The organism is Psychrobacter piechaudii, assembly GCF_900162825.1.
Taxonomy (GTDB): domain Bacteria; phylum Pseudomonadota; class Gammaproteobacteria; order Pseudomonadales; family Moraxellaceae; genus Psychrobacter; species Psychrobacter piechaudii.
The window spans coordinates 16,345-31,083 of record NZ_FUGE01000143.1 but is presented as its reverse complement, the minus strand read 5'-3'; the positions used below and the strand labels follow the sequence as shown (position 1 = coordinate 31,083).

At 42.5% G+C, this 14,739-nt stretch carries 10 protein-coding genes; 4 read left to right on the top strand and 6 right to left on the bottom strand.

Going from position 1 to position 14,739, the window contains the following annotated elements; translation table 11 throughout:
- The first annotated feature begins 562 nt into the window (after positions 1 to 562).
- The 3 genes from dnaE to cysE all read left to right on the top strand — a co-directional run bounded on the left by dnaE (position 563) and on the right by cysE (position 6,142).
- Entirely contained in the window at positions 563 to 4,183 is a 3,621-nt protein-coding gene (gene dnaE / locus A1019T_RS07980; RefSeq protein WP_077451183.1) for a DNA polymerase III subunit alpha, read from the top strand.
- Positions 4,184 to 4,366: 183 nt separating this feature from the next.
- The gene (locus tag A1019T_RS07975) at positions 4,367 to 5,221 is read left to right on the top strand and encodes an RNA methyltransferase (RefSeq protein WP_077451182.1); all 855 of its coding nucleotides are present in this window, start codon (positions 4,367 to 4,369) and stop codon (positions 5,219 to 5,221) included.
- A 54-nt stretch (positions 5,222 to 5,275) separates the two neighbouring features.
- The gene (gene cysE, locus A1019T_RS07970; RefSeq protein WP_077451181.1) at positions 5,276 to 6,142 is read left to right on the top strand and encodes a serine O-acetyltransferase; all 867 of its coding nucleotides are present in this window, start codon (positions 5,276 to 5,278) and stop codon (positions 6,140 to 6,142) included.
- A gap of 51 nt (positions 6,143 to 6,193) precedes the next feature.
- Here cysE and A1019T_RS07965 read toward each other — a convergent pair whose 3' ends face one another.
- The 6 genes from A1019T_RS07965 to pheA form a co-directional block, all read right to left on the bottom strand.
- Entirely contained in the window at positions 6,194 to 6,856 is a 663-nt protein-coding gene (locus A1019T_RS07965) for a hypothetical protein (RefSeq protein ID WP_077451180.1), read from the bottom strand.
- A 58-nt stretch (positions 6,857 to 6,914) separates the two neighbouring features.
- The gene (gene folB, locus A1019T_RS07960) at positions 6,915 to 7,295 is read right to left on the bottom strand and encodes a dihydroneopterin aldolase (RefSeq protein ID WP_208608051.1); all 381 of its coding nucleotides are present in this window, start codon (positions 7,293 to 7,295) and stop codon (positions 6,915 to 6,917) included.
- 101 nt (positions 7,296 to 7,396) lie between these two features.
- Positions 7,397 to 8,353, bottom strand: coding sequence for an EamA family transporter RarD (rarD, locus tag A1019T_RS07955; RefSeq protein WP_077451179.1), 957 nt, complete (start codon positions 8,351 to 8,353; stop codon positions 7,397 to 7,399).
- Between the two features lie 244 nt (positions 8,354 to 8,597).
- Positions 8,598 to 10,895 (bottom strand): bifunctional prephenate dehydrogenase/3-phosphoshikimate 1-carboxyvinyltransferase, encoded by a 2,298-nt coding sequence (locus A1019T_RS07950; protein WP_077451178.1) that lies wholly within the window; start codon positions 10,893 to 10,895, stop codon positions 8,598 to 8,600.
- A gap of 105 nt (positions 10,896 to 11,000) precedes the next feature.
- Complete coding sequence (hisC, locus tag A1019T_RS07945; protein ID WP_077451177.1) at positions 11,001 to 12,104, bottom strand: histidinol-phosphate transaminase; 1,104 nt, start codon at positions 12,102 to 12,104, stop codon at positions 11,001 to 11,003.
- A gap of 116 nt (positions 12,105 to 12,220) precedes the next feature.
- On the bottom strand, positions 12,221 to 13,399 hold the full coding sequence (gene pheA / locus A1019T_RS07940; RefSeq protein ID WP_244156586.1) for a prephenate dehydratase: 1,179 nt from the start codon (positions 13,397 to 13,399) through the stop codon (positions 12,221 to 12,223).
- Between the two features lie 317 nt (positions 13,400 to 13,716).
- Between pheA and A1019T_RS07935 the strand changes: the two genes are divergently transcribed.
- Positions 13,717 to 14,664 carry a transaldolase gene (locus A1019T_RS07935; RefSeq protein ID WP_077451176.1) on the top strand — a complete coding sequence of 316 codons (948 nt, stop codon included), beginning with the start codon at positions 13,717 to 13,719 and terminating at the stop codon, positions 14,662 to 14,664.
- Positions 14,665 to 14,739: the final 75 nt, after the last annotated feature.

Sequence of the window (14,739 nt, the reverse complement as noted above, 5' to 3'; positions counted from 1 at the left end):
TCCACACGAAGTTCACTGAACCGCTTAGACGATTCAGCTCTTTTATGTGGTTGTCTTTAATGCGTAGCTTGAGTGTTTTCATATGCTTAGTATGGCAAGGTTTATTTTAACTTACAACCCTTTAACTGCTTCTGACGACAGTGTGTGTCGCCTTATATCCATCCCCTGAAGTGGGTGGTTTTACGGCGAATGGTGATAAACGGGCTTTAAAATGCTATAGTAAACCCCTACCCTAATTGAACCCTATGTCTGCGTATCAAAATCGCAGTACTTAAAGCAGAAAACCTTTCATTAAGTAAGTTATTGGGTGGTGTTCTAAAAAGTAGGCTGGCGTTAAAAGTCAATAGGAAGTCAATGCTAAGTTCTCTGGTTCTATATGGCTTTCAAAGCTTCAAAAATTATTCAAATTTTAATCAGCTTACTTTTGAACCACCACCAGTTATTGAAAAAATATAGCTTTTCTCTAAAATTAACTTAAACAAATTTTGTAATTTTAGTAGCAGTTGCCTCGCCCACAATTTTGCTTGCTTATTATCATTCGTTTATTAAAATCAGGTCGTTTATGGCATTTGTACATTTAGGCATCCACAGCGAGTTTTCAATTACCGACTCAATCATTCGTATCAAACCTTTGGTAAAGGCGGCAGTAGCTGATGGCCAAATGGCTTTAGCTTTAACCGACTTGTCTAACTTATATGCCACCGTGAAGTTTTATCGTGCCTGCCTAGATGCAGGGATTAAGCCCATTATTGGGGCTGAGATTATCTTGGATGATGAAAATACCCGCTTAACTTTATTGGCAATGAATAATGAAGGCTACCAGAGCATCACCCGCATTGTGTCGCTAGGATTTACAGATGGCCGTATGAATGCCGATAACAGAGGCGTTCCTATCGTCAATAAAGAGCATTTAATGGCCAATAGTGACGAGGTTATTGTCTTATTTACTGAAAAGTCAGATGTCGGCCAAGCTTTAATGGGCTCAAATCCTGAGCGTGGCCATGAGCTACTCGCGGAATATCAATCTGTATTTGAAGACCGTTTATACTTTGCTATAAAACGTACCAGACGTGTGGGTGAAGACACCTTTATTGAACAAGCCATTTTGGCAGGTCAGCGTCATGGCATCCCTATCGTCGCTCATAATGACGTGCGATTCTTAGTAGAAGATGATTTTGATGCTCATGAGGCACGAGTATGTATTGCTTCCTCTCACGTTCTGGCCGACCCCAATCGCCCGCATGACTACTCAAGTGAACAATACTTAAAAACTCAAGCTGAGATGATTCAACTGTTTTCAGACATCCCTCAAGTAGTGGAAAACACTGTTATCCTAGCCCAACGCTGTAACGTTACCTTAACCCTAGGTATTAACGTATTGCCTGAGTTCCCTGTCCCTGAAGGTGAAACCATTGAATCGTTTTTCCGCTCTGAATCTAAGCGAGGACTAGAGGCTCGCTTGGATAAGCTGTATCCAGTTTCAGAGCGAGATGACACTTGGCCTGAGGTCAGAAAGCCTTATGATGAGCGCCTAGAGCACGAATTAAATATTATTCTGGAGATGGGGTTCCCAGGCTACTTCTTAATCGTAATGGACTTTATTCGCTGGGCTAAGGCCAATGGCGTACCGGTAGGTCCAGGCCGTGGCTCGGGAGCGGGCTCGTTAGTGGCATATGCGCTTAACATTACCGACCTTGACCCTTTACATTACGACTTACTATTTGAGCGTTTCTTAAACCCAGAGCGTGTCTCTATGCCCGACTTCGATATCGACTTTTGTATTGAAGGTCGCGACCGAGTGATTGAGTATGTGGCCAGTCAGTATGGGCGTGAAGCAGTGTCACAGATTATCACTTTTGGTACCATGGCGGCGAAAGCTGTGGTGCGTGACGTGGCACGTGTTCAAAGTAAGTCATATGGTTTAGCCGATAAAATCTCAAAACTGATTCCGAAAACTCCAGGCATCTCATTACGAGATGCGGTGCTTGAAGAGCCACAATTAAAAGAATTGCTTTCAAACCCAGATAATATGGATTATGAGGATGCCAATGAAATTTGGGAGATGGCCTTAAAGCTAGAGGGCATTACCCGTAACGTTGGTAAGCACGCTGGGGGCGTATTAATTGCTCCAAATAAAATTACAGACTTTAGTGCCATCTATTGTGATGAAGAAGGTCACCGAGTCAGTCAGTTTGATAAAGACGATGTGGAATCTGTCGGCCTAGTTAAGTTTGACTTCTTAGGCCTACGTAACCTAACCGTTATTAATGCGGCGGTTAAGAACATTAACGAGCGCCGAGCTCGGGAACAAAAGCCAGCACTTGAGCTAGAAGATTTGCCGCTAGATGACAAGAATGCTTATAAACTGCTGCAAGAAGCTAAGACCACAGCAGTATTCCAGCTAGAAAGTTCGGGTATGAAAAAATACTTGTCCAAGCTACAACCGACCAACATCGAAGACGTTATCGCGATGTGTGCGTTGTACCGCCCAGGCCCGCTAGATGCTGGGATGGTCGAGATGTACATTGACCGCAAACATGGCCGTGAAGAAGTGGTATACGACCACCCTAACCTTGAGCCTATTTTAGAGAATACTAACGGAGTCATTGTCTACCAAGAGCAGGTTATGCAAATCTCTCAGGTGATGGCAGGTTATAGCTTAGGTGGTGCCGATATGTTGCGCCGAGCCATGGGTAAGAAAAAACCAGAAGAGATGGCCAAACAGCGGGATATTTTCATCACCGGGGCAACAGAACAAGGCATTGATCCTGTGGTATCAGGCGGTGTGTTTGATCTGATGGAAAAATTCGCCGGTTACGGATTTAACAAATCACACTCGGCGGCTTATGGTGTCTTAGCTTATCAGACCGCTTATTTGAAGTACTACTATCCAGCTGAGTTTATGGCCGCGGTTTTAACCTCTGATATGAACAACACCGACAACGTGGTGTTCTTTATCAACGACTGCCGTGAGAACTTTAATTTAACAGTCGACAACCCTTCTGTTAACCGCAGTGAGTGGCACTTTGTCGCTGATAAGCCCACCAATATTATTTATGGACTTGGCGCCATTAAAGGCGTCGGTGAAGGAGCGGTTGAATCAATCGTCCACGCAAGAAGTTTAGGCGGTCCTTTTAGCGATCTATATGACTTTTGCCGCCGCGTAGATATTAAAAAGGTTAATAAGCGCACCTTAGAAGCCTTAATCAAGTCCGGCTGTTTTGATGATTTTGCCATTACTTTACGCCCTGATTTAGAAGATGATCAGCATCATCAAATTCGCGGCGCTTTAATGAAGCAGCTTCCTAGTGCAGTACAAGCGGCTGAACAAGAACGTCAAAATAACGAAATTGGCATGATGGATCTATTTAGTGAAGTCGATAACGCCACCACTGCCCCACCGCTGCCTACGGGTCCTGAGCTGATTTGGGGAGATAAGCACCGTCTTAAAGCTGAAAAAGACACCCTAGGGCTGTACCTGACCGGACACCCTATAGATCAGTACCGTAAAGAGGTGGCAGTCTATACCAGCAATGCACGTCTAGATAACTTATCTGATACGGGCTATAACGGCAGCACTCTGTTTGCTGGTCTGATTATGGACATTGCCAACTTCGGAAACCGCTGTGTGATTACCTTAGATGATGGCACAGCGCGGCTAGAGGTAAGCTGTTATGCTGAGCGTTACAATCGAATTAAAGATAAGCTCAAGGTCGATGAAGTTATCGTTATTAAAGGCGGTATCAGAGATCGTGATGGTCGCCTATTCGCACGTTTAGACAACGCTTATACTCTTCTTGAATGTCGTCAGCGTTGGGTAAAAAAAATCAGCATTAAGATTCATAGTGAGGACACTCTACTCTTAGACTCCTTAAAGCCTATATTAAAACCTGCCCAGCTCGATATTATTCCAAGCATTTCAGCCCCTTCCTTTGAAGATGAGGTCGATGATAATGATGCAATGGAAGCTTATTATAATGATGAGCAAGGTGCTATGGGTATCTCGCCAGTACCCCTCAATCAAAACGATGGCTGTATTCCTGTTGCCTTAAACGTCTATACCGACTTTGCCATTGCTAGTGTTTGTTTAAATGATGATTGGCGAATTTATCCCACTGATGAAAACTTAATGCAGCTAGGTATTGTAGTGCCTGAGGATAATCTTTATTTCCATTACTCCTAATTAGTCTAATACAGACCCCTGTGATGCCTGCTTTTGCAGGCATTTTGTTAATCAACTTATGTCTAGGTTTGGTGTAATCAAATAGCTTTTAAGGTGACTTTTCTTTAAACTAATCTTTATACTAACCGATGTCTCACTATGAGTTATGACCCTTTGAACCTAACTCTTTAAATAAGAAAAATAATGACTGTTTCCTCCTCTACCAATCACAGCAACACCCCAACTCAAGCAATAGGGCCTAGCACTTTACTGAATAGACGCCTAAGCAATATTAAAATAGTTATGGTAAACACTACCCTGCCTGCCAATATTGGCTCAGCGGCAAGGGCCATGCTAACTATGGGATTAACGGATTTAGTAGTGGTTGATCCTAAGCTACCTATTGATGAAGACAGTGTAGCGCATGCAGCAGGTGCTCAGTCGGTGTTAGATAATTGCACTGTGGTAGAGAACTTAGAGGACGCCTTGGCAGATTGCCACCTAGTATTTGCTGCTAGCAGCCGTCAACGACATATCCCCCGTCCTGTAGTCACCCCCAATGAAGCCGCGGATATCATTTTAGATAGGCCGATTGATGAGACCAAAGTGGCCATATTATTTGGCCGTGAGGACCGAGGACTGACCAACCAAGAATTGGCTTTAGCTGATTATCACATTCAAATAGACGCCAATCCCGACTATCCTGTGCTTAATGTGGCCTCAGCGATACAAGTTATTGCTAGCTTTATTTATAGTCGTTTTCTGCAGCATGACTTACAAGCTAAGCCAACTAATAATACCACTGATAATGGCACTGAGATTGAGATACGACAGAGACAAAGCTGGGACATGCCAGCCATCGATCAACAGCAAAAAAACCAACTACAAACTCGAATTATTGAGCTAATGCAGCGTTTAGAGTTAGTAGAAAGTACAAAAGCTGATAAACTAAGAGAGCTACCAAGCCGGCTATCCCGTTTGCTGTCCAGACTGCAGTTGGATCAAAAAGAATTTGAAATTGTAAGCTCTATTATTGCTAAGATTAAACGAAAGTTGTAACGTTATACTAACTTAAATTTTTAACCCACACTGATAATAAAATAAGACAATCCTATGAGACTAATTAAAGCCATTAAAAAAGCCAAGGCCTCATTACAAGAGGATATCGCTGCGGTATTCGAACGTGACCCAGCTGCTAGAAACAGTACAGAGGTTTTATTAACCTACCCTGGTATCCATGCCTTGATGCTACACCGCGGTGCTCACTACTTGTGGAATAAAGATTATAAGTTCTCAGCGCGAGCGATTTCTTATGGCTCTCGCATGCTTACCGGTATTGAGATTCATCCGGCAGCACAAATTGGCAGACGTTTTTTTATTGACCACGGTATGGGGGTTGTCATTGGTGAAACAGCTAAAATTGGCGATGATGTCACCTTATATCATGGCGTTACCTTAGGCGGTGTCTCTTTAGGACAAGGTAAGCGTCACCCTACTTTAGAAGATGGCGTTATTGTGGGTGCTGGTGCCAAAGTTTTGGGACCATTTACTGTGGGCAAAAACGCAAAAATTGGCTCCAATGCCGTCGTAGTAAAAGAAGTCCCTGCTGAAGCAACCATGGTCGGTAGCGCCGCTAGAATGGTTAATGCTCCCACTGAAACTGAGTCAGATTCGGTTAATACCAATAGCCAAAAACCCAGTCAATCAGTTAAAGAGACAGACTGCCCAGAAACCTCTAAAAACTATGGGCAGCTTAATGGCAAGCGCTTGTCTGAAAGAGTCGACTTTAGTGCCTACGGTCTAAATCCAGACTCAGAAGATCCAGTCGCTGAAGCCTTTAGCAAAGTGCTGAGCCACATTCAGCAGTCTGAAACCCGCATTAATGAATTGCAAAAAGCATTGTGCAAACTAGACCCAACCTTTAAGCCCAAAGACTGTGAGAAAATCTCAGTAGATGAGATTGATATGATGAATAATTAATAGAGCTATTAATTGTTTAAGGATCAGAAAACCATGACTTAATCACTGGCCTTAAGATAGCCAGTGATTTTGATAAAGCTCAATTAAACCTACCCATTCATGATTTTTGAATGGGTAGCGCTCTTCAACAGCAATGATCTCTCCTGAGTCAGTCACAACCGCTAAGATATCAATATCTATAATCACCACTCTATTTTTAGGCTCGGTAATAGATTGCAATAACTCATCAACTTCAAGCCGATTTATCTTTTCAGCCTCATAACAATCTTGTTGGATCTGCTTTTCAATCACTTTACTGGTTTTAACCAGCTCCCCTAAAGTTAAGCAAGGCTGAGCAGCTTGATTTAGCTTTAAATAACCGCACTGATTGGTATAGTCAGGCTTGGGGTTTTCCGCCGTCGCCGTATAATCTGGGTTTATAAACTCAGTCGACCAATACGCCTCACTCGCCTGATCTTCAAGCATCTTCCTACTTTGCTGCAAGTGATGGCTTGCTTCTTGGTTGCTGCCCAACTCAATAATATAGCCTGCAGGGGTAATATCAGAAATCTGTAATAAGGGCTGAATATCTGAAATAATTTTCTTCTTAAGATTGTCTTGAACACGCTTTGAGTTATCAAAGTCATTTAGGGTATTAGCTTGTTTTGAAATGCTTAGGCTATTTACATCAACCCCTTTAGTAGAGCATTGTGCCGATGGTTTATCACTACACATCAATAGTTAACCCCTCACGGTTTTTTGAGATCCTATAGCTGTAAATCTACACTCAATTCTAGCTTACAACAGAAGTTCTAATAATTTGTACTGCAACGGCATCAGCCTCTTTAATAGCAGTGGGTTTGGCGACACTAACTTCGACTTGAGTGGTGTTGTATTTAGTTAAGATATGCTCTGCAATCAACTCAGCCAGACGCTCAATCAGCATGGCTTTGGTTTGCTGGCATAGCTCGGCAATATCATCACATACTTCTTTGTAATTAATGGCATCCTTAATATCATCACTTTTGCCAGCTTTGCTGATATCTGTGGCCATAGACACGTCAATTAATAGGGGCTGCTCAATTTCACGCTCCCAATCAAACACCCCTATTACCGCCTTGACCTTCAGTCCTTTAACCTTGACGAAATCGGTGTTTTTCAGTGGTTCACTCATGACAATATTCTCATCTTATAAAAATAATTATTTAGTGTGGTTAGTTTAGTGTTATTAACTCAAGTGGTCTTTAATGGGTGCAAAGGTAGTTAATGGACTGATTAGCTGCTAAGCGCTTCTTTTTTTAACATTTTAGAAGGTCTGTTTTGCCACAAGTCAATACTGAATAAAAACAACCCAAACCAAATCAGACCAAAGATCATTAATCTCTGAGTATCAAATGGCTCATGATAATAAAAGATAGCCAATAAGAAAATAATGGTCGGGGTCAGATAGTTCATAAAACTTAGAATACTAAAAGCCACCATTTTGGTAGATTTATTAAATAGCAGTAGCGGTATCAAAGTAATAGGGCCGGCAAGCATTAAAAACCAGATTTTATTGCTTAGCCAAAACGATAGCGATGAGCTGGCCACATCAGTGGTCATAAACCACCAGATACATATAGGTACCAATAAAGCTGTCTCTATAAACATGGCATCAACTGCTTGCAGCGGGGTGCGTCTTTGCATTACCCCATACACACTAAAGGAGCAGGCCAACACCAAAGATACCCAAGGGATACTGCCTAGCATCACCACTTGAATTAATACAGAGGCTAAGGCAAAGCCCACAGCAATCCACTGTAATGGGCGTAGTTTTTCTTGTAAAAACACTAGAGACAATAAAATACCAATTAGGGGGCTGATAAAGTAACCCAAACTGGCTTCTAAAATTAGATTGGCGTTGACCGCCCACACATAAGTGAGCCAGTTTATTGCAATGATGATTCCCGATAAAAAGGTAATCCAGAATAGACGAGGATTAGATTTTAAGGTACCTAGCCACTGCCAGCGTTTGGTTACCACCAAAAACAATGCCAAACAGGCAAAGGTCCAGACAATGCGGTGTCCAATAATCTCGACGGCATTGTATTCGCCTAGCTGCTTGAAATAAAACGGAAAGCTACCCCAGATGCTAAAGGCAATCAAAGCCGTCAGAATACCTTTGCTGGTGGTATGGACTACTGTGGTTTTAGGTTTATTGAGCGGGCTGTCGCTTGAGGTGGATGAAGACATATAAACAATCCAGAATACGGCCTACGATGTGTGAGTGAGTCTATTTATTTTTATAATTATTAGCTGTCCATTATATAGCCTGCTAGCGGACAACTGTGTATTATCTTTATTAGCATAGAAAGAGCAAAGCCACCCTGATTAGGATGGCTTTATTTTTGTTGTTTTAATCTATATCTTTTATCAAAAAATTATCAAAGACTTTATTGTGAATTTCTGAGGTCAAATCTGTAATTAGAGGTTAAGGTTATACCGATTTAACTTCAATGTTCATACCTAGTCTGTTACACAGCTCAGCAAATCCTGGGAAGCTGGTATTAACCGTTTCAACCCCTTCAATTTTAATGGTATCTGAGGCTCTTAAACTGGCTACTGAGAAGCTCATGGCAATACGGTGGTCATGATGTGAATAAATCTCTGCCCCGCCAAATACCGCTTCTGAATTATTGCCACCTTTGCCTTCAATGATAATACCATCCTCGGTCACAGTGCAATCCACGCCTAACTGAGTTAGACCATCCGCCATCACTGCGATACGGTCCGACTCTTTGACACGCAGCTCTTTGGCACCGGTCAGCAAAGTTTGACCTTCAGCACAGCTGGCAGCGATAAACAGTACTGGGAACTCGTCAATTGCTAGTGGCACAAGCTCTTCAGGGATTTGAATACCTTTTAATTGTGAAGATTTAATCGTGATATCAGCTACAGGCTCACCACCCACAAAGGTCTCATTACTGATAGTGATATCGGCATTCATCAGCTTTAAGATATCAATCACTCCGGTACGTGTGGGGTTCATGCCTACCTTAGTGATGGTAATCTCACTGTCTTTGGCGATGGCAGCCGCTACCATAAAGAAAGCTGCAGAGGAGATATCAGCAGGTACCGCAATGTCACAGGCTGTCAGTTGACCACCACCAACCACACTGATTTTATTGCCTTCAACTTCGACGTCATAACCAAAGGCGCTTAACATACGCTCAGTATGGTCACGGCTAATTTCAGGCTGAATAACTGTGGTCTTGCCTTCTGCCCATAAGCCAGCTAGCAATAAACATGATTTTACTTGTGCTGAAGCGACTGGCATATCATAAGTGATGCCTTGTAGCTTACTGCCTCGCTTATCGCTACCCGTAATACTAATAGGTGCAGTACCGCGCTCACCTGTGGTTTGCAAGGTCGCACCCATCTCACGTAATGGTTTTGCCACACGCTCCATAGGACGCTTCGATAGACTGGCATCACCGGTTAATACACTGTCAAATGGCTGAGCCGCTAAAATGCCCGATAACAGACGCATGGTAGTACCAGAGTTGCCCATGTATAACGGCGTCTTACTAGGCTTAAGGCCATTAATGCCCACACCATGAATGGTTACTTCGCCATTTTCTGGACCTTCAATGGTAACCCCCATATCTCTAAAAGCTTGTAGGGTTGCTAAGGCATCTTCCCCTTCCAAAAATCCAGTGACTTTGGTCACCCCTTCAGCCAAACTACCAAACATAATACTGCGGTGGGAGATAGATTTATCGCCTGGAACAGTCATGCTGCCATTAATAGTGGTACTTGGGGTAATAATGTATGCGCTAGAGGCTTGATTTGAGGTTGCCATAGAGTTGTCCGTATTAGAAGGGTCCGTTAATTTTTTAGTATAAGGGGTGCTGGTCAGCATATGACCAAAATGTTTTCTGGCGGATTGAGCCCGGCCCAGTAAACCTAATAATTGAGTAGAATCCTCATTAACAATTAAACTGCGTAATTCTGATAAATACTTGCTGTATTCATCTAAAGCATTGATTAAAGCTGGCTTATTGGCGATAAAGATATCATGCCACATCACTGGATCGCTGGCGGCGATGCGGGTGAAATCACGAAATCCCCCAGCCGCATAGCGAAAAATATCCATATTATCGTCATGACTGGCCAATTGTTCTACTAAGTTAAAGGCCAGTAAATGCGGTAGGTGGCTAGTATAAGCCAATACTGCATCGTGATGCTCGACCCCCATTTTCATTATGGTGGCGCCCACACCCTCCCAAAGGTTAGCCATCTTATCGATGGCTTCAGGATCGGTGGTCTTTAATTCACAAATTATTAAACTATGATTGACAAATAAGTTGCTACGACGGGCATTATAACCGGACTGCTCGGCTCCAGCGATGGGATGCGCAGGCACGAAACCTGAAGGCAACTGTTTAAAGACTTCCTTGGCAGCCTCGACCACATTTAGCTTGGTGCTACTGACGTCACTAATGATGCCGTCTTCTTCAATCAAGCCTTGTCGCATCGTTTGTTCAATATCTTTGAACACAGCGCCCACGGTCTTGACTGGGACCGCCACAATAATACAATCGCTGCCTGCTACCACATCAAATAATGAATCACTACCTGCGTCTATCACATCGTCTGCTATAGCGGCTTCAATACTCGGAGCATGCCTGTCTACCGCTACCAATCTCCCAACCAGCTGTCTGTCTCTGATGGCTTGAGCCAAGCTTGCCCCGATTAAGCCCAAACCTATTATACAAACCTGTTCAAACAGCATGTTTCATTAACCTACTTTTATTATATTAGTAATGAGGATATCGATGTTATCTTTCTTTGCCTTTGTGCTTTGTCACATCAGCCAAAAGTCTCTAACTTAACAGCCCTACATAGATTCCAAGGTGTCGCGAAGAGTGTCTATTAGACGGGTATTGTCTTCTGGCGTTCCTACCGTAATACGTAGCCATTCATCCAGCCCATAACCTGCCAAGGGAAGTACTATGATCCCTTGCTCCAGTAAGGCTTGATTGATGCTGTCAGCGTCGCCTACATTGACCATGACGAAGTTAGAATACGACTTAACAAAGCCTAGGCCTAGCGCATCAAACTGCTTACAGATCCATCGCATCTGACCATCGTTTATTTTATGAACTTTGGCTATAAAATCTTGATCGGCCAAAGCAGCTACCGCCGCTGATTGTGCCAGTAAACTGACATTAAAGGGCTGTCTGATACGATTCAACATGTCTGCAACATTAGGATGACTTAAAGCATAACCCACTCGTAAACCTGCCAGCCCATAAGCCTTAGAAAAGGTTCTTACCAAAATAACGTTATCAAACTCATCGATTAGCTGGCGATTATTGCTTTCTTCACAGTACTCAATATAAGCCTCATCCAACACCACCAAAACGTGTGCTGGCACTTGCTCTACAAACTCTTGAATCTCTTGTTTGCTCAATAAAGTACCGGTTGGGTTATTGGGGTTGGCGATAAATACCATACGCACATTATTGTTCTGCTGGATGGCTTCAAGCATCGCTTCTAAGTCATGACCATAGCGCTTAGCAGGCACTTCAATCCCAGTAGCCCCAATCATTTTCGCCAACATAGAGTAAACGATAAAAGCGTACTCACTATAAACTATGGCATCGTTATGACTAACGAACGTGCGAGCAATAATATCTAATAAGTCGTTAGATCCATTACCCAAAGTGACTTGGCTACTGTGCACATCATTAAAGTCTGCCACCGCTTGCTTTAAATCCGTACCATTACTATCTGGATATCGGGCCAGCTGATCCAACTGCTTGGTAATCGCTAAAGTCACATAAGGAGACGATCCTAAAGGATTTTCGTTGCTAGCTAGTTTTAGGACATCATTAACCTCATACTCCCGCTTTAAATCCTCAACAGATTTACCGGTTTGATAAGCTTTTAACTTTAAGATGCTATCGTAGGCTGGGGTTAAAAATGTTTTTTCGGTCATGGTATTACCTAATTTTGTGACAAATAGCCAATGGGTAAATGATACTGGCGGATTAACAGCATTGTAGCTTTAAGCTTTAAAACAATAGCTCAAAGCTCAAATAATAGCTTAAAGCTCTAAATAACGGCTTGCGGATAAGAGCCCAAAATTCTAACATCGCGAACTAAAGGACGAATCTCCTCTATAGCGGCTCTAACATTCTCATCTTCAATATGACCTTCCATATCGATAAAGAACACGTATGACCACTTGTTCGGACGCTCTGGACGAGTCTCAATACTGGTCATAGAGACCCCATGCTTTGACAGAGGCTTCAGAATTTCAATCAGTGCCCCTGCTTTGTTATGAGCTGAGACTAAGATGGAGGTTTTATCCTGACCTGAAGGCGCAATATCTTCGTGACCAATGATCAAGAATCGCGTGGTGTTGCCTGGATTGTCTTCAATATTTTCATGTAGCTTATGTAAATCATACTCTGCTACTGCCACATCCCCAGCAATCGCCGCCGAATGCCACTCATTCTTTAATCTCCGAGCTGCTTCCCCATTACTTGAGACTTGAACCCTCTCTACATTAGGATAGTTCACATCCAACCAATGGCGACACTGAGCCAGTGACTGCTGATGTGAGTAAATACGACTTAAGCTATCAATTTTGGTATGTTCTGCCACTAAGAAGTTATGATGGATTGGAAGCTCCACTTCACCGATAATTTTTAGTGATGAAGTCAAAAAACCATCAAGGGTATGGTTTACTACCCCTTCTGACGAGTTCTCTACTGGCACCACGCCATACATGGCAGAGCCTGCTTCAACTTCACGGAATACATCAGTAATGGTGGTTAAGGGGACAGTAGTTGACGCTTTACCAAAGTGCTTTAATGCCGCGGCATGAGTAAAGGTTCCAACAGGCCCTAAAAAAGCAATTTTCTGCGGGGCTTCTAAGTCTAAGCACACCGACATAATCTCTCGGAATAAGCGCGCCATCTTTTCGTCACTAATAGGACTGTCTGAAGCTTGATTGCGCTTCATAATGTTTTTTAATACTTGTGCTTCACGCTCTGGACGATAGAAGATGGGGTTTGTATCTACTTCATCTGCATGTTCTTTTTTGAAGATGGCCACTTCTTGAGCAAGTTTGGCACGGTTACTAATGAGCTGTAAAATTTCACCATCCACTTGGTCAATTTTTTGGCGTAGTTCAACCAATACATTCTCAGGAGCTGAAAAATTTTCAGTAGCGCCTTTTTTGGTATTGTTATCAGCGTTATTATCGTTATTTGTTGACGAAGTCATAAAAAAGCCTATGGGTCATGTTATGATAGTTGGGTACGTTACAAGTCATAATAAAGTAACTATAACAAACTTACGCCCTGTTTAGATAGCGTCGTTTAAGTTGTCAATACACTTACTTTCCATTTTCAGCCAACTTATGGATAAGTAAGTGTATTTTTAAAGGTATTAACCTAGTTTAATACTCTGCAAAAATTAACGCTAGAGGGTCCGCACTTTTATATTAAGTTACTGTATTTATTTACTATAACTTAGCATATACGACTGTGATGATACCCTTGATATTTTTTAATCTCATAGAAATAAATTAGGAATAGATGATGAGTGCCTTATCACAATTACAAACCATGACTACTATTGTTGCTGATACTGGAGACTTAAGTGCCATTGCTCGCTTAAAGCCAGTTGATGCCACGACCAACCCCAGTCTAATCACCAAAGCACTCACCCACCCAGACAAGCAGGCCATGTTGGCTGACACCCTAAACCGTTACTCCAATCACGGCGATGACATGATTGATAAAGTGATTGATGACTTAACGGTTCAAGTGGGCTGTGACATCCTAAAATTAATCGATGGCCGTGTTTCTACTGAAGTGGACGCTAGATTGTCCTACGACACTGAAGCTACCATTGCCAAAGCACATGAGTTTATGGAAGCCTATGAGCGTGCCGGCGTAGACAAAGACCGCATCTTGATTAAAATTGCTGCTACTTGGCAAGGTATTAAGGCTGCTGAACAGTTGGAAAAAGAAGGCATCCACTGTAACCTAACTTTAATCTTTGGTCAGCATCAAGCTGTGGCTTGTGCCGAAGCGGGCGTGACGCTAATCTCTCCTTTTGTCGGCCGTATCCTTGACTGGCAAAAACGCGAACAAAACCGTCAAGACATTCCTGTAAGTGAAGACATGGGTGTCCAATCGGTTAAGCGCACTTATCAGTATTACAAACAACATGGCTATAAGACTCAAGTTATGGGCGCTAGCTTTAGAAGTGTGGATCAAATTCTAGCTTTAGCAGGATGTGACCTACTTACCATCTCGCCAGAGCTTTTAGATGAGTTAGCTGCTTTAGACACTAACGTGGAGCAAGTGCTTTCAGCAGATATGACAAGCGAAACCATGCCAAAATTGAGCCTAACTGAAGAACAGTTCAGTGCCGAATATGAAAAAGACAGCATCACTCAACATTTATTACCTAAAGGTATTGACGGCTTTATCAATGCGCGTGATGAGCTAGCCAAGGCTTTAAAGCAATTAAACAAATAGCAATTAAACAAATAACTGTTAAATAAGTAATTTTTTAAGTGCATTTACTGTCTTTAAACTAAAAAAAACTCTACG